General features: G+C 68.5%; 15 protein-coding genes. 10 read left to right on the top strand and 5 right to left on the bottom strand.

The window, feature by feature from the left end; translation table 11 throughout:
• Nucleotides 1-330: 330 nt before the first annotated feature.
• Nucleotides 331-4,155 (bottom strand): GH92 family glycosyl hydrolase, encoded by a 3,825-nt coding sequence (locus ACFYR3_RS35130; protein ID WP_389285949.1) that lies wholly within the window; start codon nucleotides 4,153-4,155, stop codon nucleotides 331-333.
• Nucleotides 4,156-4,642: 487 nt separating this feature from the next.
• Here ACFYR3_RS35130 and ngcE point away from each other — a divergent pair, with 487 nt between their 5' ends.
• The 9 genes from ngcE (at nucleotide 4,643) to ACFYR3_RS35085 (ending at nucleotide 16,919) form a co-directional block, all read left to right on the top strand.
• Nucleotides 4,643-6,094, top strand: coding sequence for an N-acetylglucosamine/diacetylchitobiose ABC transporter substrate-binding protein (gene ngcE / locus ACFYR3_RS35125; RefSeq protein ID WP_389285948.1), 1,452 nt, complete (start codon nucleotides 4,643-4,645; stop codon nucleotides 6,092-6,094).
• 82 nt (nucleotides 6,095-6,176) lie between these two features.
• Complete coding sequence (locus ACFYR3_RS35120) at nucleotides 6,177-7,109, top strand: sugar ABC transporter permease (protein ID WP_355851371.1); 933 nt, start codon at nucleotides 6,177-6,179, stop codon at nucleotides 7,107-7,109.
• 15 nt (nucleotides 7,110-7,124) lie between these two features.
• On the top strand, nucleotides 7,125-8,063 hold the full coding sequence (locus ACFYR3_RS35115) for a carbohydrate ABC transporter permease (protein ID WP_389285947.1): 939 nt from the start codon (nucleotides 7,125-7,127) through the stop codon (nucleotides 8,061-8,063).
• A gap of 240 nt (nucleotides 8,064-8,303) precedes the next feature.
• Nucleotides 8,304-9,503 carry an ROK family transcriptional regulator gene (locus ACFYR3_RS35110; protein ID WP_356782655.1) on the top strand — a complete coding sequence of 400 codons (1,200 nt, stop codon included), beginning with the start codon at nucleotides 8,304-8,306 and terminating at the stop codon, nucleotides 9,501-9,503.
• A gap of 121 nt (nucleotides 9,504-9,624) precedes the next feature.
• Nucleotides 9,625-10,731 (top strand): sugar ABC transporter substrate-binding protein, encoded by a 1,107-nt coding sequence (locus tag ACFYR3_RS35105; protein ID WP_389285946.1) that lies wholly within the window; start codon nucleotides 9,625-9,627, stop codon nucleotides 10,729-10,731.
• 247 nt (nucleotides 10,732-10,978) lie between these two features.
• On the top strand, nucleotides 10,979-11,770 hold the full coding sequence (locus tag ACFYR3_RS35100; protein ID WP_328552899.1) for an ATP-binding cassette domain-containing protein: 792 nt from the start codon (nucleotides 10,979-10,981) through the stop codon (nucleotides 11,768-11,770).
• A complete protein-coding gene (locus ACFYR3_RS35095; protein ID WP_389285945.1) occupies nucleotides 11,767-13,089 on the top strand; it encodes a sugar ABC transporter permease in 1,323 nt (440 codons plus the stop codon). Before ACFYR3_RS35100 ends, ACFYR3_RS35095 begins: the two co-directional genes overlap by 4 nt.
• A gap of 227 nt (nucleotides 13,090-13,316) precedes the next feature.
• A complete protein-coding gene (dxs, locus tag ACFYR3_RS35090) occupies nucleotides 13,317-15,248 on the top strand; it encodes a 1-deoxy-D-xylulose-5-phosphate synthase (RefSeq protein ID WP_355851356.1) in 1,932 nt (643 codons plus the stop codon).
• 147 nt (nucleotides 15,249-15,395) lie between these two features.
• Nucleotides 15,396-16,919 (top strand): amino acid permease, encoded by a 1,524-nt coding sequence (locus ACFYR3_RS35085; RefSeq protein ID WP_356782645.1) that lies wholly within the window; start codon nucleotides 15,396-15,398, stop codon nucleotides 16,917-16,919.
• Nucleotides 16,920-17,267: 348 nt separating this feature from the next.
• Here the strand turns inward: ACFYR3_RS35085 and ACFYR3_RS35080 are convergent, their stop codons facing one another.
• Nucleotides 17,268-17,642 (bottom strand): NTP pyrophosphohydrolase, encoded by a 375-nt coding sequence (locus ACFYR3_RS35080; RefSeq protein ID WP_389285944.1) that lies wholly within the window; start codon nucleotides 17,640-17,642, stop codon nucleotides 17,268-17,270.
• A gap of 114 nt (nucleotides 17,643-17,756) precedes the next feature.
• Here ACFYR3_RS35080 and ACFYR3_RS35075 point away from each other — a divergent pair, with 114 nt between their 5' ends.
• Nucleotides 17,757-18,773, top strand: coding sequence for a hypothetical protein (locus ACFYR3_RS35075; RefSeq protein ID WP_389285942.1), 1,017 nt, complete (start codon nucleotides 17,757-17,759; stop codon nucleotides 18,771-18,773).
• 299 nt (nucleotides 18,774-19,072) lie between these two features.
• Here the strand turns inward: ACFYR3_RS35075 and ACFYR3_RS35070 are convergent, their stop codons facing one another.
• From ACFYR3_RS35070 to ACFYR3_RS35060, 3 genes are all read right to left on the bottom strand, one after another.
• Nucleotides 19,073-21,208 (bottom strand): 3-hydroxyacyl-CoA dehydrogenase NAD-binding domain-containing protein, encoded by a 2,136-nt coding sequence (locus ACFYR3_RS35070; protein ID WP_356782642.1) that lies wholly within the window; start codon nucleotides 21,206-21,208, stop codon nucleotides 19,073-19,075.
• Nucleotides 21,205-22,431, bottom strand: coding sequence for an acetyl-CoA C-acyltransferase (locus ACFYR3_RS35065; protein WP_356782641.1), 1,227 nt, complete (start codon nucleotides 22,429-22,431; stop codon nucleotides 21,205-21,207). Before ACFYR3_RS35065 ends, ACFYR3_RS35070 begins: the two co-directional genes overlap by 4 nt.
• Before the next feature lie 458 nt (nucleotides 22,432-22,889).
• Nucleotides 22,890-24,167, bottom strand: coding sequence for a ribonuclease D (locus tag ACFYR3_RS35060; protein ID WP_355851339.1), 1,278 nt, complete (start codon nucleotides 24,165-24,167; stop codon nucleotides 22,890-22,892).
• Between the last annotated feature and the right edge of the window lie 76 nt (nucleotides 24,168-24,243).

Here is a 24,243-nt window from a genome sequence, read left to right as displayed (position 1 = left end):
TTAGGTACGGCCAGAGGCGACGGGGAGGCCCTGAACCATCTCTCTGGTGGAGCAGGGGCCCCGCACGCCGACGCCGTACCTGACTTCCCACATCGCACGATCACGCTAACCCGGTCGGCCCAGGACTCCGCAAGCCCGCGAGCCGACCACCACACGAACGAGCTAATTCGGCCTCGTGCGCACTCCCCGACGAGCAGTTGCCAACCCTTCGGTCCTTGAACCCTTCAGCCGGTGCCCCCTTGGGCCGGTGAACCGGTGAGCTGATCCATCCGTGAACGCGGGGCGGGCCCGGAGTCTCCTCCGGGCCCGCCCCTTTCCCTTCGGTCCGGCTCAGGCCAGCAGTTCCACCTCCGCGAGGGTCGACTCGCCGTCGAGAACGAGCCGGTAGTGGGCGTACGAGCCCGGGTCCGCGACGGTGAACGCCCGGGTCTGTCTGTCCCAGGGGAAGGACTCACCGGAGCGCTTGTCGAGGTCCGTCCACGTCGTCCCGTCCGAGGAACCCTGCAGGGTCCACCCGGTCGGAGCCTTGGTGTGGTCCGAGCACGTCAGCGTGTACTGGACACCCTGGGTGGCGGCGCCGACCGGCAGGTCCACCGAGGTGACGGAAGCGTCCGTCGCCGAGGTGTTGTCGAAGAGCGCGCCGTCTCCCTTGAGGACGTCCGCGCGCGGCGACGGCACCTTGTCGTCCTCGGTGACCGACACCGGTGCCGCGTCCTTGCCGGTGCCCCACGAGGACGGCGTGGCGCCCATCTCGAACTCCAGCACTCCGCCCCGGGTGATCAGCGAGTGGGGGAGCGAAGTCGAGTTCCACCGCTTGCCGTTGAACCGCACGCCCTGCACGTACACGTTCTTCGCGCTGTTTCTCGGGGCCTTGATCACCAGGTCGTGACCGTTCTCCAGGTGGACCGTCGCCTTCGTGAACAGCGGGGAGCCGATGGCGTATTCGCCGCTTCCCATCACCAGCGGGTAGAAGCCGAGGGAGGAGAAGAGGTACCAGGCCGACTGCTCGCCGTTGTCCTCGTCGCCGTGGTAGCCCTGCCCGATCTCGCTGCCGGTGTAGAGCCGGGAGAGGACCTCGCGGACGTTCTTCTGGGCCTTCCAGGGCTGCCCGGCCGCGTCGTACATGTAGTTCACGTGGTGGGCCACCTGGTTGGAGTGCCCGTACTGGCCCATCCGTACGTCCCGGGCCTCGGTCATCTCGTGGATGACCCCGCTGTACGAGCCCACGGTGTCCGGCGAGGCGGTCTCGGGAGTCGCGAAGTACGTGTCGAGCTTCTGCGCGAGCGCACTGCGGCCGCCGTACAGGTTCGCGAGGCCCCGCGAGTCCTGCGGCGCGGTGAACGCGTATCCCCAGCCGTCGGTCTCCGTGTAGTCGTAACCCCACACGCGCGGGTCGTACTTCGCGGAGTCGACCCGCCAGTCGCCCTTGGCGTCCCGGCCCTGGAAGAAGCCGGCCTTGGAGTCGAAGAGGTTCACATAGTCCTGGGAACGGTTGAGGAAGTAGTCCGACTCCTCCTTGTAGCGCTTCTCGCCGGTCTTCCTGTAGAGCGCCTTGCCCATCTCGGCGATGCCGTAGTCGTTGACGTAGCCCTCCATGGCCCACGACAGGCCCTCGCCCGTGGCGGTGCTCGTGTAGCCGAGGAAGGGGGAGGTGGTCATTCCCTTGCGGCCCACGCCGGAGGTCGGCGGGACGACCGTCGCGTTCTTGAGCGCCGCCTCGTACGCCGACTTCGCGTCGAAGTCGACGCCCTTGACGTACGCGTCCGCGAACGCCACGTCCGACGAGGTGCCGGTCATCAGGTCCGCGTAGCCGGGCGAGGACCAGCGCGATGTCCAGCCGCCGTCCTTGTACTGCTGCACGAACCCGTCGACCATCTCACCCGCCTGACCGGGCGTCAGGAACGAATACGCCGGCCAGGTCGTCCGGTAGGTGTCCCAGAAGCCGTTGTTGACGTACACCTTGCCGTCGACGATCTTCGCGCCGGTGTGGGTCGGGGTGTCCGGACCCGGCATCGGGGAGAACGGCGAGGCGTACTGGTACTTCGAACCCACCTTCTCGAAGCCGGAGTTGGGGTACAGGTACAGCCGGTACATGCTGGAGTACAGCGTCGTCAGCTGGTCCGGCGTGGCGCCCTGCACCTCGACCTTGCCGAACAGCCGGTCCCACTGCTTCCGCGCGCCCTTCCTGACCGCGTCGAACGACGTGCCGTCCGGGATCTCCTGGCTCAGGTTGTCCTTGGCCTGGTCGATGCTGATGAGCGAGGTGGCCAGGCGCAGGGTGACGGTGTGGTCGGATCCGGGCTTGAACTTCAGGTAGCCCTTGACGCCGCTGGAGCCGCCCTCGGTCACCGGCGCGTCGAACACTCCGTAGACGAAGAGCCGGGTGGCGCCGGTCGACAGGCCGGACTTCACGTCCGAGTAGCCGGTGACGACACCCGCCGAGGTGTCCAGCGTCAGCCCCGCCTGCTCGGTCACGTTGTCGAAGATCACGCTCGCGTCCGCACCCGGATAGGTGAAGCGCAGGGCGGCGGCGTGATCGGTCGGCGCCATCTCCGCCTTGAGACCGTTCTCGAAGGTCACGCCGTAGTAGTACGGCCGCGCGGTCTCGTTCTCGTGCCGGAAGGCCAGTTCGCGGGCCGTGCGGCCGGTGTCCGGGGCGCCGGAGGCGGCCGACGGCATCACCTGGAAGGTCTGCCGGTCACCCATCCAGGGGCTCGGCTCATGGCTCGCGCTGAACGCCTGGATGGTGGGCAGATTGTCCGCGTTGTTGGCGCGGGCGTAGTCGTACAGCCAGCTCAGCGAGCCCGCGTTGGTCACCGGCGTCCAGAAGTTGAAGCCGTGCGGGACGGCCGTCGCCGGGAAGTTGTTGCCGCGCGAGAAACCGCCGCTGGAGTTGGTGCCGCGGGTGGTCAGCGCGTAGTCGGCCAGGTGCGCCTTGGGCTCCTCCGGGGCGGCCCGCTTCAGGGAGACGTCGTCCAGCCAGCCACGGAACTTCGCGGGGCCCTTCGGCGAGTCGTACGCGAGGAGGATCCGGTCGACGGTCTTCCCGGCCGCGACGGAGCCGATCCGCGAGGTCACGTTGTTCCACTGGTTGACGTACAGCACCTTGGACGCGCCCTGGCCCTGCGGCGTCAGGGCGAATCCGTGCTGGTCCACGGCGTCCAGATCGCTCAGCGAGGTGCCGTCGGTGAAGACCAGGTCCACGGACACGTTCGTGGCGTCGTAGTCCCGGTCGCCGTCCGCCATCGAGGGGAAGATCCGGTAGGCCAGTTCGGTGTCGCGCCGGACGGCGACGTTCACGTCGAAGACCTTGTTGTACGAGTAGGCACGGCCGTCACCCTTGTGGGTGCCGGCGTAACGCAGCGCCCGCTTGCCGGTGAAGCCCGCGCCCGCCTTGGCGGTCGGCGAGCCGCTCGGCCCCCGGTCCACCAGCGAGAGCATGTCCTTGGGCGTCGGGTCGTCGCTCTGGCCCGTCGAGAACTGGACATCGGCGATCTGGAGGATGTCGCCGCCGTTGTTCTTGGTGACATCGAGCCGGAAGTGCTGGTACTCGACGGGGCTTTGGATGTCGTACGTCTTGGTCTGGAACCGCTCGCCGAAGGACACGCCGGAGCGGGTGTCGAGGGCCTTCCAGTCCTTGCCGTCGGTGGAGCCCTGGAGGGTCCAGTCCTGGGGGTCGCGCTCGTCGTGGTCGTTTGCGGAAGTGATCGCGTACGTGACCACCTTGACCGGCGCGTCCAGGTCGAACTCCGCCCAGCCGGTGGGCTCGAAGGTCAGCCACTTGCTGCTCGACTCGCCGTCGACGAGGTTCTCCTTGACCTCGCCCGCGCCGGTGTTCTCGCCACTGGCCCGCACGTCGGTGACATGGTCGGTCACATTGCCGGGGATGCCGGTGCTGTAGCCGCCGTCGACCCCGGAGGATCTCTTCGTCCCGTCGGGCGCCGTATCCACCGTGTTGAGCCAGTCCGGGGCCGGATCGCCCGATTCGAACGAGGAGCTGAATTCCCGGTCGGCGGCCGCCGTTCGGGCGGGCAGGGCGACCGCCACGCCCTGCGAGGCCACTAACAGCGAGAGGGCTGCCACCCCCAGCGCCGTCGAGGAACGCCGTCCGGTCCGACGCGTGGAACTCTGTCTGTACCGAGCTCTGTGCTGCATGCGCGAGCACCCTCCCTGCACCTGGACAACGTTGTCAAAATCGATGCGCAAGGACCATTTGGGAGCCAAGTTGACAGCGCTGTCAAGGGTGTTGGGTGTGGCATCCGGGGCCAATACCGCGTGACGAACCGTGCATTGAGTTCATTGCGGGAGGTTGGCCTCCTGTGGATCTTCGCCGGGGTGGTCCGGGGCTGCCCCATATTTCCGGGAGGTCTCAACTCGGAAAAGACCGACGGGCAAACCTGCATTCGATCTTGCTCCGCTGGCGGGAAGTGGACTATACCTGTCGCGTCCGGCAAGTCGATCGACTGGCGCTGGACAGGCAGGACCCAGGGGGGAATTTCGAGGGACGGCGGACCGTGGTCCATACACCTACTGCCGATTCGTCCCACTGAATCCCCCATGCACGACCCCAGCTTGACCTAACCGCGGTGCCGGGGAGGATCCGGTTCACCGCCTGAGTCCTGGAGAAGGCGAGGACTTGAGCATGGGATCCACTTCCGCCGAGAACAGCAACCCCGAGGGTGTCGGCCGGCGTGACCTGATCAAGAGGTCGGCCGCACTCGGTCTGATCACCGTCCCGACGATGAGTTTCCTGTCCGCTTGTGCGAGCGGCGGGGGCAATGACGACAACTCCGGCGACAAGGGCACCGGCAAGACCAGCAAGGACAACCCCTTCGGCGTGAAGAAGGGCGGCGGCAAGCTCGACGTCGTCGTCTTCAAGGGCGGCTACGGCGACGACTACGCCAAGGCCTGGGAAGCGGCCTTCGACAAGAAGTGGGGCTCCAAGAGCGCCCACACCGGTACCCAGGAGATCACCGGCAAGCTCCAGCCGCGCTTCAACGGCGGCAACCCGCCGGACATCGTCGACGACTCGGGCGCCCAGCAGATCAAGCTGGACGTGCTCTACAAGAGCGGCCAACTCCTCGACCTGGCCGCGGTCCTCGACGCCCCGTCCATCGACGACCCGACCAAGAAGGTCCGCGACACCCTGATCCCGGGCACGCTCGACCCGGGCCTGCAGGGCGGCAAGGTCGTCTCGCTGAACTACATCTACACGGTGTGGGGCCTGTGGTACTCCGGCAAGCTCTTCAAGGAGAAGGGCTGGGAGGTGCCCAAGACCTGGGACGCCTTCCTCGCCATCTGCAAGGACGCCAAGTCGCAGGGCATCGGCGGCCTCGCGCACCAGGGCAAGTACCCGTACTACATCAACGTCGCCATCATGGACCTGATCGCCAAGCAGGGCGGTCTGGACGCCATGAAGGCGATCGACAACCTCGACCCCAAGGCCTTCGTCGGGTCCGACGCCGCCCAGGCGGCCGTCGAGGCGATCTACGAGGTCGTGGAAAAGGGCTACTTGATGGCCGGCACCAACGGCCTGACCCACACCGAGTCGCAGACCCGGTGGAACCAGTACAAGGCCGCGTTCATCACCTGTGGCTCCTGGCTGGAGAACGAGCAGCTCAAGCAGACCCCGGCCGACTTCGACATGAAGTTCATGCCGATGCCCAGCCTGTCCGGCGACAAGCTGCCGTTCGAGGCGATCCGGGCCGGTTCCGGCGAGCCGTTCATCATCCCGGCGAAGGCCGCGAACCTGCCCGAGGCCAAGGAGTTCATGCGCTCCATGCTCTCCAAGGAGTGGTCGACGCTCTTCGCGCAGAAGGCCAACTCGCTCACCATCCTCAAGGACGGTGTGTCCGACGGCGTGACGCTGCGTCCCGGCACGCAGTCCACCGTCGACGCGTCCAAGGCGGCGGGTGACAACACCTTCAACTACCTGTACCCCAACTGGTACAGCGAGATGGACGTCTCCATCCAGAACGCGTCCAACGAGCTGATGTCCAAGCGCATTCAGCCGAAGGAATGGCTGAAGCGGGCCCAGGCAGCGGTCGACAAGGCGGCCAAGGACCCGGAGTCCAAGAAGAACCACCGCGACTGATCACGTAAAACCCGGAACATCAGGGGCACGCGCACCCGGAGCACCCGGGTCACGCACACCCGGAACACCAGGGCAGGATGCCATGCGAAAAGGGCAGTACCGGTTCGTCGCGGGGTTTCTCCTCGCACCTTTGGCGCTGTATCTGATCTTCGTGATCTGGCCTTACATACAGACCATCGGTTACTCCTTCACCGACTGGAGGGGTCAGTCGCAGACGTTCAGTTTCGTCGGCCTGGACAATTACAAGGCGTTGTTCCAGGACGACGTATTCCTCGAAGCGATCTGGCACAACATCCTGTTCCTGGTGTTCATCCCGGTGATCACCATCCTGCTCGCCCTCTTCTTCGCCTTCATGGTGAACGCGGGCGGGCGGGGTGGCGCCGGTGGCGTACAGGGCGTCGCCGGCTCCCGCTTCTACAAGATCGTGTACTTCTTCCCGCAGGTGCTGTCGCTCGCGATCGTGGCGGTGCTCTTCGGGGCCCTCTATCGCAGTGACAGCGGCGGTCTGCTCAACGGCCTGCTGATCAAGCTCGGCCTGGTCGACGGGAACAACCCCGTCGAGTGGATGAACGAGCCCAACCTGGTGCTCTGGTGCCTGATGGCGGTCGTCGTCTGGCACGGCGTCGGCTTCTACCTGGTGCTGTTCTCCGCCGCCATGCAGTCCATCCCGCGGGACATCTACGAGGCCGCGCTGCTGGACGGCGCGAGCCGTGCCCACACCTTCTTCCGGGTCACCCTGCCCCTGCTGTGGGACACGGTGCAGACCGCCTGGGTCTATCTCGGCATCATCGCGATGGACATGTTCGTGCTCGTCTCGACCACGACCCAGGGCACCGGGTACGGCGGCGGGCCCGACCACCACAGCGAGGTCATGGCGAACGTCATGATGCGCAACTTCCTCTACTTCGGAAAGAGCGGCTACGCCTGCGCCATGGGCGTCGTGATGCTCCTTCTCACCCTGATCCTGTCCGTGGTCACGCTGCGCGCCACCCGCCGCGAGCGCATCGAGTTCTGAGCGGGAGACACGACTATGAGCGCACCCATCACCGAGCCGACGAAGGTCGACGGCGCCGGAGTACCCCCGCAACGAACCGCCAGGAAGGCCCCGCCCCGGCCGGGTGACAAGCGCACCGAGGGCATGGCCCTCAACGTCTTCTCGCACGGGTTCCTCGCCCTGTGGGCGGTCCTGATCATCCTGCCGCTGCTCTGGCTGGTCCTGAGCTCCTTCAAGACCGACGCGCAGATCGGCGGCTCGGCCCTCGGCTGGCCCTCCAACTGGCAGTTCGACGTCTTCACCCGGGCCTGGAACAAGGGCATCGGCGACTACTTCGCCAACACCCTGATCGTCCTGGTCTTCTCGGTCCCGCTGACCATGCTCCTCGGCGCGATGGCGGCCTACGTCCTGGCCCGCTACGAGTTCCCGGGCAACCGGCTCGTGTACTACTTCTTCGTCGGCGGGGCCATGTTCCCCGTCTTCCTGGCCCTGGTGCCGCTGTTCTTCATGGTCAAACGTCTCGACATGCTGAACACGTACCAAGGCCTGATCCTGGTGTACGTCGCGTACTCGCTGCCGTTCACCGTGTTCTTCATGCACGCCTTCTTCCGGACACTGCCCACGGCGGTGTTCGAGGCGGCGGTGCTCGACGGGGCCTCGCACACCCGGGCGTTCTTCCAGGTCATGCTGCCGATGGCCAAGCCCGGACTGCTCAGCGTCGGCATCTTCAACGTGCTGGGTCAGTGGAACCAGTACATCCTGCCCTCGGTGCTGATGCAGCCGCAGACCAGTTCGGATCCGGAACGCTACGTTCTGACCCAGGGGCTCATCCAGCTCCAGCAGCAGCAGGGGTACGCCACCGATCTTCCCGTCCTGTTCGCCGGCGTGACGATCGCCATGATCCCCATGCTGATCGTCTATCTGTCCTTCCAGCGCCAGGTCCAGGCAGGTCTCACCTCGGCGACCCTCAAGTAACGATTCGCCCCGTTCTTCGCCTACGCCACCTCCGCTCCGGGGGTGGCGTACGCGTGTCCGGCTGCGGCCGGAAATCGAACCTGAGGATGGACCCGATTTTCGTCAAGGACTTGACTGCGGTAACCCGTTCAGCGGAGCTTGGAGTTCACAACTTGTAAGTGACCGGGGTCCCGTTGTCGTGACCCAGATCACACGGGTGGCATCGGGGCCGCCCGGCTGAGGGCAGGAGTGGATGAGTCGATGGAGACTCCGGGGTCGCAGTCTTCGCTGCACCGAGCCAATTTGGAGCGCGTCGTGCGAGCGGTGCGCCTGGCGGGCTCGCTCACACAGGCGGAGATCGCGAGGGCGACGGGCCTATCGGCCGCGACCGTTTCCAATATCGTCCGTGAACTCAAGGACGGGGGAACGGTCGAGGTCACACCCACTTCGTCCGGCGGTCGCAGAGCGCGCAGCGTGTCCTTGAGCGGGGACGCGGGCATCGTCATCGGTGTCGACTTCGGGCATACGCATTTGCGCGTCGCGGTCGGGAATCTGGCCCATCAGGTGCTGGCCGAGGAGTCCGAGCCGCTGGATGTGGACGCCTCCGCCGCGCAGGGCTTCGACCGGGCCGAAGAGCTGGTCAGCCGCCTGATCGCGGCAACCGGGGTCGACCGTTCCAAAATCGCCGGCGTGGGCCTCGGCGTGCCGGGCCCCATCGACGTGGAGTCGGGGACTCTGGGGTCCACGTCGATCCTGCCGGGCTGGACCGGCGCCAGGCCCGCCGAGGAGCTGCGGGGGCGGCTCGGCGTGCCCGTCTACGTGGACAACGACGCCAATCTGGGCGCGCTCGGCGAGATGGTCTGGGGCAGTGGGCGCGGGGTCAGGGATCTGGCGTACATCAAGGTCGCCAGCGGTGTCGGGGCGGGACTGGTGATCGAAGGCAAGATCTACCGCGGTCCGGGTGGCACAGCGGGAGAAATCGGGCATATTACACTGGACGAATCAGGCCCCGTCTGCCGTTGCGGCAACCGCGGCTGCCTGGAGACCTTTGCGGCGGCGCGCTATGTGCTGCCGCTCCTCCAGTCCAGTCACGGGACCGATCTGACCATGGAAGGCGTGGTCAGGCTGGCGCGGGACGGAGATCCGGGCTGCCGTCGGGTGATCGCCGACGTCGGCCGACATATCGGCAGTGGAGTCGCCAATCTCTGTAATTTGCTGAACCCGAGCCGGGTGGTCCTCGGCGGCGATCTCGCCGAGGCCGGAGAGCTCGTTCTCGGGCCCATCAGGGAGTCTGTCGGCCGCTACGCGATCCCCAGCGCCGCACGTCAACTCTCGGTGCTGCCAGGGGCGCTCGGGGGGCGCGCGGAGGTGCTCGGAGCGCTCGCTCTCGCACTCAGCGAGATGGGCGATTCGACCCTTTTGGACGGCTCGCTGTCCGCCGTTACACCTGCCTTCACTTAGAGAACGAAACACGCCGTTGCCAACCCGTTAAGTATTTACTTCTTGACGTCGCACGGGTGGCCGAGTTGACTCCAAACCACCTCGGCCGCAGCGTTGCGGCCCTGTCAGGGAGGCACCACCAATGAACAACACGATGCGTAGAGTCGTCATCGGTACCGCCGCTGTTTCCATGGCCCTTTCGGTGGCCGCCTGTGGCAAGGCCGGCGACAAGAGCTCCAGCGACAGCAGCAGCAGCAGCTCTTCCTCGGGCAGCAAGACCATCGGTCTCCTGCTCCCCGACAGTGTCACCGCGCGCTACGAGAAGTTCGACCACCCGCTCTTCGAGAACAAGGTCAAGGAGCTGTGCCCGGACTGCAAGGTCCAGTACGCGAACGCGGCCGGTGACGCCGCCAAGCAGGCCCAGCAGGTCAGCACCATGATCACCCAGGGCGTCAAGGTCCTCGTGATCAGCGCGCAGGACTCGGCCGCCATCAAGTCCTCGATCAAGACCGCGGTCGACAAGGGCATCAAGGTCGTCGCGTACGACCGTCTCGCCCAGGGTCCGGTCTCGGCGTACGTCTCCTTCGACAACCAGAAGGTCGGCCAGCTCCAGGGTGAGGCGCTGCTCGCCTCGCTCGGCTCCAAGGCCACCCCGAAGTCGAAGATCGTCATGATCAACGGTGACGACGCCGACCCGAACGCCGGTCAGTTCAAGGCGGGTGCCCACAAGGCCCTCGACGGCAAGGTCGACATCGCCTACGAGCAGTCCGGCCTCTGGAAGGACACCGTCGCCGCCCAGAAGATGTCCGCTGCCATCACGCAGCTCGGCGCCAAGAACATCGCGGGCGTCTACTCCGCCAACGACGGCATGGCCGGTGGCATCGCGAACACCCTCAAGGGTGCGAAGATCAGTGGCATCCCGCTGACGGGTCAGGACGCGGAGCTCGCGGGTATCCAGCGCATCGTCGCCGGCACCCAGTCCTCCACCGTCTACAAGGCCTTCAAGCCGGAGGCGGACGCCGCTGCCCAGCTCGCGGTCAACCTGCTCGGGGGCAAGGACATCAAGTCCCTGGCCACGCAGGAGCTCACCAGCGGCTCCGGCGACAAGGTGCCCTCGCAGCTCCTGGTCCCGGTCTCGGTCACCAAGGCCAACATCAAGGACACGGTGATCAAGGACGGTCTCTACACCGTCACCGACATCTGCACCGCGGACTTCGCCAAGGCCTGCAAGGCTGCCGGCCTCCAGTAAGCACGACCCTCTCGGGCGACCTCCGCACAACGGGTGGTCGCCCGAGTTTCGACCGCTCAGCGGTCTCGCGAACCTGTCCGACGCCTGCTCCACCTTCATACCCCGCTGCGGGGCGGGCGTCGGATGGATCCGTTGCGAAAAGCGACGGATTCGCGCATGTTCATCTTGTAAACCTTGTGCATTTCGCACATCCCTCCGCGCCTCTTAGTTCGAGCGCGGCATCCCCGCCGGTCAGGCGGCGAAGGAGATGGTTCACGTGTCCGCTACGCCCGTGCTGGCGTTGCGCGGAGTCTCCAAGCGATTCGGTGCTGTGCAGGCACTCACCGATGTCGAGCTGGAGGTCCACCCCGGAGAAGTGGTCGCCCTGGTGGGCGACAATGGCGCAGGAAAGTCCACCCTGGTCAAGACCATCGCGGGCGTCCACCCCATCGATGAAGGCGTCATCGAGTGGGACGGCCAGCCCGTCAGCATCAACAAGCCGCACGACGCCCAGGGACTCGGCGTCGCGACCGTCTACCAGGACCTCGCCCTGTGCGACAACCTCGACGTGGTCGGCAACCTCTACCTCGGTCGTGAGCTGCTGCACCGCGGCGTCATCGACGAGGTCACGATGGAGCAGAAGGCGCGTGAGCTCCTCAGCACACTCTCCATCCGCATCCCGAGCGTGCGTATCCCGATCGCGAGCCTTTCCGGCGGTCAGCGTCAGGTCGTGGCCATCGCCCGCGCCCTCATCGGCGACCCCAAGGTCGTCATCCTCGACGAGCCGACCGCCGCGCTCGGTGTCGAGCAGACCGCGCAGGTCCTCGACCTGGTCGAGCGGCTGCGCGAGCGCAACCTCGGCGTCATTCTCATCAGCCACAACATGGCTGACGTGAAGGCCGTCGCGGACACCGTCGCCGTCCTGCGCCTGGGCAAGAACAACGGCTCCTTCTCCGTGAAGGACACCAGCCACGAAGAGATCATCGCCGCGATCACCGGAGCCACGGACAACGCCGTGACCCGTCGTGCGGGGCGTCGCAACACGGAGGCCGCAAAGTGAGCGACACGTCCAAGGTTTCCAAGGCGGAGGCCGAGGTGGAGCACCAGAACACGGTGGCTCCCTCCGACGACCCCACTGCCGCTCCCGTGTCGGTCGTGGACCCGCGTCTGCTGGTCCGCGAAGAGGGCCTCAAGGGCTACGTCACCGAGTTCAAGCGCAAGATCAAGGGCGGCGAGCTGGGCTCGCTGCCGGTCTTCATCGGCCTGATCATCATCTGGACGATCTTCCAGACGCAGAACAGCCGCTTCCTCAGCGCCGACAACCTGTCGAACATCAGCTACTTCATGTCGGCCACCGGCATGCTGGCCATCGGCCTGGTGTTCGTCCTGCTGCTCGGTGAGATCGACCTCTCCGTCGGCTCGGTCAGCGGCCTCGCCTCCACGGTCTTCGCGGTGTTCGTGGTCAACCACGGCGTGAACGCCTGGCTGGCCCTGTTCCTGACCGTCCTGACCGGTGCCGTCATCGGCGCGATGCAGGGCTGGTTCTTCGCCAGGATCGGCGTGCCCGCCTTCGTCGTGACGCTGGCCGGCTTCCTGGGCTGGAACGGCCTGATGCTGTGGCTGCTCGGTACGAGCGGCACCATCAACATCCCGGCCGAGAGCGGCCCGGTCCACCTGCTCGGCCAGAGCTCGTTCTTCATGGACCAGGCTGTCGTCGGTGCCTACCTGCTGGCCGGCCTCGGTGTCGTCTCGATGCTCGTGGGCTCGTTCATCGACCAGCGCCGCCGCAAGGCCGCCGGTGTGCCCTTCCGGCCCACCAGCGAGATCGTGCTGCGCGTCGGAGCGCTCGCCGTGGCGTCGTTCACCGCCGCCGCCGTGCTGAACAACGCCTCCGGTGTCTCCAACGCCCTGGTGATCTTCCTCGCCTCCCTGGTGATCGTCGACTTCGTGCTGCGTCGCACCACCTACGGCCGCAAGATCTTCGCGGTCGGCGGTGGCATCGAGGCGGCCCGCCGTGCCGGTATCAGCGTGTCCATGGTCCGCATCACCGTCTTCGCCATCTCCGGCGGGTTCGCGGCGGTCGGCGGTATGTTCTTCGCCGGCCAGACCGCGAGCGCCACGCTGAACGCCGGTGGCGGCAACACACTGATGCTCGCCATCGCGGCGGCCGTCATCGGTGGTACGAGCCTCTTCGGTGGCCGCGGAAACGTTTGGTCGGCCCTCCTGGGCATGCTGGTCATCCAGTCGATCCAGACCGGTCTCGACCTGCTCAACATGAACACCTCCATCCAGTACATGATCACGGGTGCGGTGCTCCTGGGCGCGGTCGTCATCGACTCCGTCTCGCGGAAGAGCCAGAAGGCCGCGGGCCGCGCGTAACACTCCGCGGGGAACGCCGTAGCACACCCGCGGCGGCGTCCCTGTGAAAGACCCTGTGCCCGGCGCCGGTGACGGCGCCGGGCACAGTCACGTCCGGACGGGAACACGTGTTCCCGTCCGGTTGGGCCGATCGTGTGGCGTACATCGCCAGGCCCGGCCCGCGCCCGCAAAGGCGGAACATTAGACTCGACCAAGCCCGGCAACAGCTCTACTGCAAGGAGGCACGGGTGCCGCTGCTGACCCGCATCAGGGGACCGCGCGATCTGGACCGGCTCAGCCTGGAGCAGCTGGACCAGCTGGCCGGCGAGATCAGGACCTTCCTCGTCGACGCGGTCTCCAAGACCGGCGGCCACCTCGGCCCCAATCTCGGTGTCGTGGAGCTGACCATCGCTCTGCACCGCGTCTTCGAGTCGCCGAAGGACAGGGTGCTGTGGGACACGGGCCACCAGTCCTACGTCCACAAGCTGCTCACCGGCCGACAGGACTTCTCCCGGCTGAAGATGAAGGGCGGCCTGTCCGGCTACCCCTCACAGGCCGAGTCCGAGCACGACATCATCGAGAACTCGCACGCCTCCACGGTCCTCGGCTGGGCCGACGGCCTGTCCAAGGCCAACGAGGTTCTCGGCAGGAACGACCACGTGGTCGCCGTCATCGGTGACGGCGCGCTCACCGGCGGCATGGCCTGGGAGGCGCTGAACAACATCGCCGACGCCAAGGACCGCCCGCTGATCATCGTCGTCAACGACAACGAGCGTTCGTACGCGCCGACCATCGGCGGCCTCGCGAACCATCTGGCGACCCTGCGCACCACCGACGGCTACGAACGCTTCCTGGCCCGCGGCAAGGACCTCCTGGAGCGCACGCCGGTCGTCGGCAAGCCTCTCTACGAGACCCTGCACGGCGCCAAGAAGGGCCTGAAGGACTTCATCGCCCCGCAGGGCATGTTCGAGGACCTCGGCCTGAAGTACGTCGGCCCGATCGACGGGCACGACATCGAGGCACTGGAGTCGGCCCTCGCCCGCGCCAAGCGCTTCGGCGGCCCGGTCATCGTGCACTGCCTCACCGAGAAGGGCCGCGGCTACCAGCCCGCCCTCCAGGACGAGGCGGACCGCTTCCACGCCGTCGGCAAGATCCACCCCGACACGGGCCTGCCGATCGCCTCCTCCGGCGCCGACTGGACCTCCGTCTTCGGCGAGGAGATGGTCGAGCTCGGCAAGGAGCGCGAGGACATCGTCGCGATCACCGCCGCGATGCTCCAGCCGGTCGGCCTCGACCGGTTCGCCAAGGCATTCCCCAAACGGGTGTACGACGTCGGTATCGCCGAGCAGCACGCCGCCGTCTCCGCGGCGGGCCTCGCCACCGGCGGACTGCACCCCGTCTTCGCCGTCTACGCGACCTTCCTCAACCGCGCCTTCGACCAGGTCCTGATGGACGTGGCCCTGCACAAGTGCGGCGTCACGTTCGTCCTGGACCGCGCGGGCGTCACCGGCACCGACGGCGCCTCGCACAACGGCATGTGGGACATGTCCATCCTCCAGGTCGTCCCGGGCCTCAGGCTCGCCGCGCCGCGCGACGCCGACCAGGTCCGCGCCCAGCTGCGCGAGGCCGTCGAGGTGAAGGACGCGCCCACCGTGGTGCGCTTCTCCAAGGGCGCGGTCGGCCCGGCCGTGCCCGCCGTGGGCCGGATCGGTGGCATGGACGTCCTGCGGGAGCCCGGCACCGACGCGCCCGACGTGCTGCTGGTCTCCGTCGGCGCGCTCGCCCCGATGTGCCTGGAGATCGCCGCACTCCTCGACCGGCAGGGCATCTCCACGACCGTCGTCGACCCGCGCTGGGTCAAGCCGGTGGACGAGGCCATGGCCCCGCTCGCCGAGCAGCACCGCGTGGTCGTCACCGTCGAGGACAACTCCCGGGTCGGCGGTGTCGGCTCGGCGGTCGCGCAGGCGCTGCGCGACGCGGGCGTCGACGTCCCGCTGCGCGACTTCGGCATCCCGCCGCGCTTCCTCGACCACGCCTCGCGGGCCGAGGTCATGGCGGAGATCGGTCTGACCGCGCCGGACATCGCCCGGCAGGTCACCGGTCTCGTCGCCAAGCTCGACGGCCGGTACGAGCGCACCGCCGCACAGGCCATGGACGCGGTGGAGACCGCGCGCGACTGACGCGGTCACGCAGGGCCGATGGGCCGGTTTCAGCACCCTGTACGGGTGGTGAAACCGGCCCATCTGCGTGAACCGGGCCGCGTCGGGGGATACGTGCTACCTGCCCTCTCGATCATGTCGAGGACGACAAGCGTGGGAGGTACGTCCGTGAGCAACACCCTCTTCAGGACGAAGAAGGTCGAACAATCGATCTTGGACACTGAGGAGCCGGAGCACGCGCTCAAAAAGACGCTGTCCGCTCTGGACCTCACCGTGTTCGGTGTCGGTGTCATCATCGGCACCGGCATCTTCGTCCTCACCGGCAAGGTGGCCAAGGAGAACGCGGGACCGGGAGTCTCGCTCGCCTTCGTCGCCGCGGGGGTCGCCTGCGCGCTGGCGGCCCTGTGCTACGCGGAGTTCGCCTCCACCGTCCCGGTCGCGGGATCCGCGTACACCTTCTCCTACGCCTCCCTCGGCGAACTGCCCGCCTGGATCATCGGCTGGGACCTGGTCCTGGAATTCGCGCTCGGCACGGCGGTGGTGGCCGTCGGCTGGTCGGGCTATGTGCGCTCGCTGATGGACAACGCGGGCTGGCACATGCCCGAGTCGCTCAGCGGGCGGGACGGAGCCCACGGGTTCGGCTTCGACATCCTCGCCGCCGCGCTGGTGCTGGTGCTCACCGCCATCCTCGTCGTCGGCGTGAAGCTCTCCGCCCGGATCACCACGCTGGTCGTCGCGATCAAGGTCACCGTCGTCCTGATCGTGATCATCGCGGGCGCCTTCTTCATCGAGGGCAAGAACTACGATCCCTTCATCCCCCCGGCGCAGGCCGTGGAGGCGGGCAGCGGCATCAAGTCCCCGCTGATCCAGCTGATGTTCGGCTGGGCGCCGACCAACTTCGGCGTGATGGGCATCTTCACCGCGGCCTCCGTGGTGTTCTTCGCCTTCATCGGCTTCGACGTGGTCGCGACCGCCGCCGAGGAGACGAAGAACCCGCAGCGGGACATGCCACGCGGCATTCTCGGCTCGCTCGTCATCTGCACCACGCTCTACGTCCTCGTGTCGATCGTGGTCACGGGCATGCAGAATTACAAGAAGCTGTCCGTGGACGCCCCGCTCGCCGACGCGTTCAAGGCCACCGGGCACCCCTGGTACGCAGGCGTCATCAGCTTCGGCGCCGCCATCGGACTGACCACGGTCTGCATGATCCTGCTGCTCGGCCAGACGCGTGTCTTCTTCGCGATGAGCCGGGACGGACTGCTGCCGCGGTTCTTCTCCCGCGTCCACCCGAGGTTCCGCACCCCGCACCGGCCGACGATCCTGCTCGGTGTGATCATCGCGATCCTCGCGGGCTTCACCAGCCTCAGCGAGCTGGCCGAACTGGTCAACATCGGCACGCTCTTCGCGTTCATCGTGGTCGCCGTCGGAGTCGTCATCCTCCGCCGCACCCGCCCCGATCTGCCCCGCGCCTTCCGCACCCCGCTGGTGCCCTGGGTGCCGATCCTCTCGGTACTCGCGACGCTGTGGCTGATGCTGAACCTGCCCGCGGAGACCTGGCTGCGGTTCGCGATCTGGATGGTGATCGGCATCGTCGTCTACTTCCTCTACGGGCGCTCGCACAGCCGCCTCGGCCGGCACGAGGAGACGACACTCGGCGAGATCCGCAACCCACCCGGCGGCACCGCCGGGTAGCCGACCCGCCCTGCCCCCGGCCCCGTACGTCCCGCTCCGGCCGGGGCTGCGGGGCCATGTGGCGCGCTCGTACGCCCGCCCGCTTCCCGCTGCCGGCTTCCCGCTGCCGGCTTCCCGCTCCGGCGGTGCGCGGGCCGGTGTCACGGGGGCGCCTTGGACCCGGTCCGGCCGTCGCGACGCGCGCCGGTCACCGGGGCCGCGCAGGGGCGGGCGGCGGATGCGACACCGCGCTGGTGGGCAACGTCGGCGCACGCGGCGCACGCGGTGAATGCGCGCGCACGGCGAAGTCGGCGAGGTCTGCTCGGGGCGGTGGTGCGGGGCGGTGGTGGCGTACGTCCGGACCGGCGGTCAGGGGCCGGGGCGTACCGTGCGCGGCCCGGCCACCTCCGCGCCCAGTTCGCCGACCCGGCGTCGCAGTTCGCGGTCGGCCGTGACGACCAGACAGGCGCGGCCCCGGGCCTCGGCCACCAGCTCCACGATGCGGTCGTCGCCACTGCCCGGAGCCTCGACGACACGGACCCCGGGGACGGAGTCCACCCCGCGCGCCGCGCCCTCCACCACCAGGACGATCTCCAGCGAGCCCGGGTGACCGGGCAGTCCCGGCTCGGCGAAGTCCGCAAGCCCGTCCCTGAGTCGCCCGGCGGCGCCGCGACGGTCCCGCCACCAGCCGTCCGGCACGGAACCCACCACGTTGGCGCCGTCCACGATGAGCAGAGTCGTCATGCGCTCACCCTGCCAGAACGCCCCTCCGCCCGGCGCCGCGTCACGACGGACGATGCCTCGGCAAACGGCACGCCCCTGATTACCGAGCGGCCCGCCCCCGATTAAAGTGAAGCGGTGAACGTCGACTGGCTCATACGCGGCCGCGACGGCAGGCTCGGTGCGTACCTGCTGTCGGAGGCCACCGTCCGCTGCCGGGCGGAGCGCGGATCCGGTGGCCCCTGGGACCCTCCGCGCACCGTGGGCGGCGACCAACGCCTGCACTCCGTACTGGCCTTGGGCCAGGGCCCGGATCGCTACACCCACCTGGTCTCCTGGCGTCCGACGGTCCGCGACCAGTCGGGCCTCGTCCACTCCACCCACTTCCGGCCGGACCTCGCCGCCCTCGACTGGAGCCCGATCGGTCACCCCGACCGCAGCGGGGACCGGACGGGCAACCCCGCCGTCGCGGTCGACGCGCAGGGACGCGCCCATGTCTTCGTTCGCAACAAGGGCGGCGGAGTGAGCATGATCGCCCAGAAGGAGAAGGGCGGCTGGGGGCCCTGGTGCGACCTGAAGGGGCATGACGTACAGGGGGATCTGGCGGCGGTGACCGGGGCCTCGGGCCGTGTCGAGCTGTACGCGGCCGTCCCTGGCGGTGTTCTGCACTGGGGTCAGGAGGAGGCGGGCGCGGAACTCGCCCTGGACGAGGCGCTGGAGGCGCCGGTCCGACCGGGCAGCCTGCGCGCGCTCGCGACCTCCGCGGACTTCACCACGCTCTTCTTCACCGACGGTTCGGGCGATGTGTGCGCCTGGCGTCCCGGCACCAAGCCGGTGGCCCTGCTGGCTTCGGCCGGCCCAGGCCCCGTCTGCGTCATCCGCTGCGAACTCGACGGCCACGACTGCACGTTGCTGGCCCAGCGTTCGGCGAGCGGGCGGGTGGCCTTCGCCGCCTATCCGACCGAGGACGAGTCGGCGGGCGCCTGGTGGACGGAGTCCGGGCCGGAACTCCCCGCCGACGCCCTGCTGTCGCTGGCGGAGGACGAGGAGGGACGTGTGGTCGCCGCGACTCTTTCTCCCGGCACCGGCGAACTCCGCGTCACCCGCCGCAAGGACGAGCCGGGGATCGCCCTGGAGGCATGGCGGGCGGTCTGACACCGAGGGCCGGAGCGCACTGGAGTGCGCACGCCAACACCGCCGTGCCGAAAGCGAGTACGGCGGTGGGGCGTGCCAACCGGTGGGCGGATGTGCGCAGTCGGGCTCCGATGGGGAGCCCGCCCCGCGTGCTGAGTCAGGAAGTCCCGCCGGTGGCGGGCGACTTCCTCGCCGACCAGGGGATCTCGGAGTACGTGCGCAGCGCCTTCCGCAGGGTCGAGGCCTGACGCCTCGGCCTCGAACGAGAAAGAGGGCCTCCGCCCGAAGCGGAGGCCCTCTTCACGTGTGCCGTACGGCCGTTACGCGGGAACCGAAGCCAGTCCCTGCTCCAGGAAGCGCTTCCCGGTCACCCGCTCGGAGACGCCCTCACGGTCCAGGTACGGCGTGATGCCGCCCAGGTGGAAGGGCCAGCCGGCGCCGGTGATCAGGCAGAGGTCGATGTCCTGGGCCTCGGCGACGACACCCTCGTCGAGCATGAGCCCGATCTCCTGGGCGACCGCGTCGAGGACCCGGGCGCGTACCTGCTCCTCCGTCAGGACGACGTCGCCCTGCTGGAGGAGCGCGGCGACCTCGGGGTCCAGCTCCGGCTTGAAGCCGTTCTCCGCGGAGTAGACGTAGAAGCCGCGCTTGCCCGCCTTGACGACGGCCGCGAGGTTCGGGGAGACCGTGAAGCGGTCCGGGAAGGCCCGGTTGAGGGTCTCCGAGACGTGCAGACCGATCGCGGGACCGACCAGTTCGAGGAGGACCAGCGGGGACATCGGCAGGCCGAGCGGCTCGATGGCCTTCTCGGCGACGTCGACCGGGGTGCCCTCGTCGATGACGTTCTGGATCTCGCCCATGAAGCGGGTGAGGATGCGGTTCACGACGAACGCCGGGGCGTCCTTGGTGAGGACCGCGGTCTTCTTCAGCTTCTTGGCGACGGCGAACGCCGTGGCCAGCGAGGCGTCGTCGGTCTGCTCGCCGCGCACGATCTCCAGGAGCGGGAGGATCGCGACCGGGTTGAAGAAGTGGAAGCCCACGACCCGCTCGGGGTTCTTCAGCTTCGACGCCATCTCGCTCACCGACAGCGAGGAGGTGTTCGTGGCGAGGATCGCGTGCGCCGGGGCGACCGCCTCGACCTCAGCGAACACCTGCTGCTTGACGCCGATCTCCTCGAACACGGCCTCGATGATGAAGTCCGCGTCGGAGAAGCCCTCGGCCTTGTCCAGCACACCGGAAACCAGGGCCTTCAGGCGGTTGGCCTTGTCCTTGTTGACGCGGCCCTTGAGCAGCAGCTTGTCGATCTCGGCGTGGACGTAGCCCACACCCTTGTCGACGCGCTCCTGGTCGATGTCGGTCAGCACGACCGGCACCTCGAGGCGGCGCAGGAAGAGCAGGGCGAGCTGCGAGGCCATCAGGCCCGCACCTACGACGCCCACCTTGGTGACCGGACGCGCCAGCGACTTGTCCGGCGCACCCGCCGGACGCTTGCCGCGCTTCTGGACCAGGTTGAAGGCGTAGATGCCGGAGCGCAGTTCGCCACCCATGATCAGGTCGGCGAGCGCCACGTCCTCGGCGTCGTACCCCTTCTGCAGGTCGCCGTCCTTGGCCGCGGCGATGATGTCCAGCGCGCGGTAGGCGGCCGGGGCGGCCCCGTGCACCTTGCTGTCGGCGACGGACCGGCCGCGCGCGACGGCCTGGTCCCAGGCCTCGCCGCGGTCGATCTCCGGGCGCTCGACGGCGATCTCGCCCTTGAGGACGGCGGCCGTCCAGAGCAGCGACTGCTCCAGGAAGTCCGCGCCCTCGAAGAGCGCGTCGGCGATCCCGAGGTCGTAGACCTGCCCGCCCTTGAGTTGCTTGTTCTGGTTGAGCGAGTTCTCGATGATCACCGAGACGGCCTTGTCGGCGCCGATCAGGTTCGGCAGGATCGTGCAGCCGCCCCAGCCGGGGACCAGACCGAGGAAGACCTCGGGCAGCGAGAAGGCCGGCAGGGCCGCGGAGACGGTCCGGTACGAGCAGTGCAGACCGACCTCGACGCCACCGCCCATCGCCGCGCCGTTGTAGTACGCGAAGGTCGGGACCGCGAGGCCCGACAGGCGCTTGAAGACCTCGTGGCCGCCCTTGCCGATGGCGAGCGCGTCCTCGTGCTTCTTGAGCAGCTCGACGCCCTTGAGGTCGGCGCCGACCGCGAAGATGAACGGCTTGCCGGTGACGCCGATACCGACGATCTCGCCGGCCGCGGCCTCCCGCTCGACCTGGTCGATGGCGGTGTCGAGGTTCGCCAGGGACGCCGGGCCGAAGGTGGTCGGCTTGGTGTGGTCGAAGCCGTTGTCCAGCGTGATGAGGGCGAAACGGCCCGCACCGAACGGCAGGTCGAGGTGGCGAACGTTCGCGGACGTCACTACCTCGTCGGGGAACAGCTCGGCTGCGCCCTTCAGGAGTTCAGCGGTGGTCACTTGTCGCCTCCGGCGTCCTTGTGGTGCGGGTTCTCCCAGATGACCGTGGCGCCCATGCCGAAGCCGACGCACATGGTGGTGAGGCCGTAACGGACCTCCGGCTGCTCCTCGAACTGGCGGGCCAGCTGCGTCATCAGACGGACGCCGGAGGAGGCGAGGGGGTGGCCGTAGGCGATGGCGCCGCCGTACTGGTTGACGCGCGCGTCGTCGTCGGCGATGCCGTAGTGCTCCAGGAAGGCGAGCACCTGGACGGCGAAGGCCTCGTTGATCTCGAAGAGGTTGATGTCCTCGATCGACAGACCGGCCTTGGCGAGGGCCTTCTCGGTGGCCGGGATCGGGCCGTAGCCCATGACCTCCGGCTCGACGCCCGCGAAGGCGTACGAGACCAGGCGCATCTTGACCGGCAGGCCGTTCTCGCGGGCGAAGTCCTCGGAGGCGAGGATCGAGGCGGTCGCACCGTCGTTCAGACCGGCCGCGTTACCGGCCGTGACCCGGCCGTGGACGCGGAACGGGGTCTTCAGGCCGGACAGGTTCTCCAGCGTGGTGCCCGGACGCATCGGCTCGTCGGCGGTGACCAGGCCCCAGCCCGTCTCACCGACCTCCGGGTTGGTGTTGCGCACCGAGATCGGCACCAGGTCCTGCTGGATCTTGCCGTTGGCGTACGCCTTGGCGGCCTTCTCCTGCGAGCGCACGGCGTACTCGTCGGCGCGCAGCTTGGTGATGGTGGGGTAGCGGTCGTGCAGGTTCTCGGCGGTCATACCCATGAACAGGGCCGACTCGTCGACCAGCTTCTCGCTGACGAACCGCGGGTTCGGGTCCACGCCCTCGCCCATGGGGTGGCGCCCCATGTGCTCGACACCACCGGCGATGACGGCGTCGTACGCGCCGAACGCGATGGATCCCGCGGTGGCGGTGACGGCCGTCAGGGCGCCAGCGCACATGCGGTCGATGGAGTAGCCGGGGACCGACTGGGGGAGCCCGGCGAGGATGCCGGCCGTGCGGCCCAGGGTCAGACCCTGGTCACCGATCTGCGTGGTCGCGGCGATGGCGACCTCGTCGATCTTCTTGGGGTCAAGACCGGGGTTGCGGCGCAGCAGCTCCCGGATGGCCTTCACGACGAGGTCGTCGGCACGGGTCTCGTGGTAGATGCCCTTCGGGCCCGCCTTGCCGAACGGGGTGCGGACGCCGTCTACGAAGACGACGTCCCTGACGGTACGAGGCACGATGGCTCTCCTCCAGATGCGGGATGGCACTGCTGCGCGGACACACGCCTGAGCGCGCGCTCAGCACCCATGCTACTTACGAGTAACCAACCTGCCCAGTCCCGAGGCCGGGAGCGGCGAAGGTCACATCCGAAAGCCCTCGGTGCCTTGGCCCGGCCCGCCGGGCACGAGCGTCCGGCACCGGCGCGCCGCCCGGGGCCCGCCACGTCGGGGTCGCGCAGGCGGCGGGGGTCGCGGCCTACGGTCCGGTCCGGGTACGGCCGCGCCGGGCCCGGTGTCACGGCGCTTCGGTGCGGCCGGATGTCCAAGAAGCCGGGCAGCGCGTCCGGCGGCCCAGGATCTTGGCGTGATCTCGTCGCCCGTTCGACGGGTCGGTTCCGCTTCAGGGACCCGTTCGGCGTAAACCGAGCGTACGGAGCACTTGGAAACCCGCCGACGGGGGCGGTCGAACGGCGGTCCTAGACGGTCTTCAGGGACAGCGCGGTCACCAGGACCGGCGTGACCAGTTCGACCTGCCAGGGCCGCGCCCCGCAGGCGGTGAGCGCCGCGCCCACGGACTCCGCGTCCGGTGTCGTCGGCGGCTCCCAGCACACGCGCCGCACGGTGTCCGGGGTGATCAGGTTCTCCTGCGGCATGTTCAGCTGCTCGGCCAGCGCCGATACGGCGGCCCGCGCGGCGGAGAGCCGGGCGGCGGCGGCCGGGTCCTTGTCGGCCCAGGCCCGCGGCGGGGGAGGCCCGGTCACCGGCTGCCCGGGCTGCGGCAGCTCGTTGTCCGGCAGCGCCTTCGCCCGGTCGACCGCGGCCTGCCACTGCTCCAGCTGGCGCCGGCCCATGCGGTGTCCGAAGCCGTTCAGAGCGGCCAGGGCGTGCATGTTGGCGGGCACGGCCAGCGCCGCCTCGACGATCGCCGCGTCCCCGAGCACCTTGCCCGGCGAGATGTCCCGGCGCTGCGCGACCCGGTCCCGGGTCTCCCACAGTTCGCGTACGACAGCCATCTGCCGGCGGCGGCGCACCTTGTGCATCCCGGACGTACGGCGCCAGGGGTCCTTGCGCGGCGGCGCGGGCTCGGCCTGCGCGATCGCGTCGAACTCCTGCCGGGCCCACTCCAGCTTGCCCTGCCGGTCGAGCTCCTTCTCCAGGGCGTCGCGGAGGTCGACGAGGAGCTCCACGTCGAGCGCGGCGTAGCGCAGCCAGGGCTCGGGCAGCGGGCGCGTCGACCAGTCGACGGCCGAGTGCCCCTTCTCCAGGACGAAGCCGAGGACGCTCTCGACCATCGCGCCGAGGCCCACCCGGGGGAACCCGGCCAGACGTCCGGCCAGCTCGGTGTCGAAGAGGCTGGTGGGAATCATGCCTATCTCGCGGAGACAGGGCAGGTCCTGGGTGGCGGCGTGCAGCACCCATTCGGCCCCGGAGATCGCCTCTCCGAGACCGGACAGGTCGGGACAGGCGACGGGGTCGATGAGCGCGCTGCCGGCGCCCTCACGGCGTAGCTGCACCAGATAGGCGCGCTGGCCGTACCGGTACCCGGACGCGCGTTCGGCGTCGACGGCCACCGGGCCGGATCCGGCGGCGAAGGCGGCGATCACCTCGGCGAGCGAGGCATCGTCGACGATCACGGGCGGAATGCCTTCTCGGGGCTCGAGCAAAGGGGTCGGCGCCGATTCGACGTCGTCCGGAGGGCCGCCTCCGGTGGTTCGCAGTGAGCTGTCTGCTGCGGTCTCTTGGGCGTCGGTCACCTGTCAAGAGTATCTGTGTATGGACAACGCCCGCCGACGGAACGTTCCGTCGACGGGCGTCTGATGGTCGTAAACC

Origin of the sequence: Streptomyces sp. NPDC005784 (genome assembly GCF_042871525.1) — a bacterium.
Lineage (GTDB): Bacteria > Actinomycetota > Actinomycetes > Streptomycetales > Streptomycetaceae > Streptomyces.
This window is presented reverse-complemented; position numbering and strand designations above follow the sequence as displayed.

Bases quoted from the DNA above. Each gene is read 5' to 3' on its own strand.
- ACFYR3_RS35100 (WP_328552899.1), top strand. From the start codon at position 10,979: ATGGTTCACGTGTCCGCTACGCCCGTGCTGGCGTTGCGCGGAGTCTCC.
- ACFYR3_RS35110 (WP_356782655.1), top strand. From the start codon at position 8,304: ATGGAGACTCCGGGGTCGCAGTCTTCGCTGCACCGAGCCAATTTGGAG.
- ACFYR3_RS35115 (WP_389285947.1), top strand. From the start codon at position 7,125: ATGAGCGCACCCATCACCGAGCCGACGAAGGTCGACGGCGCCGGAGTA.
- ACFYR3_RS35120 (WP_355851371.1), top strand. From the start codon at position 6,177: ATGCGAAAAGGGCAGTACCGGTTCGTCGCGGGGTTTCTCCTCGCACCT.
- ngcE (WP_389285948.1), top strand. From the start codon at position 4,643: ATGGGATCCACTTCCGCCGAGAACAGCAACCCCGAGGGTGTCGGCCGG.
- ACFYR3_RS35105 (WP_389285946.1), top strand. From the start codon at position 9,625: ATGAACAACACGATGCGTAGAGTCGTCATCGGTACCGCCGCTGTTTCC.
- ACFYR3_RS35130 (WP_389285949.1), bottom strand. From the start codon at position 4,155: ATGCAGCACAGAGCTCGGTACAGACAGAGTTCCACGCGTCGGACCGGA.
- ACFYR3_RS35080 (WP_389285944.1), bottom strand. From the start codon at position 17,642: ATGACGACTCTGCTCATCGTGGACGGCGCCAACGTGGTGGGTTCCGTG.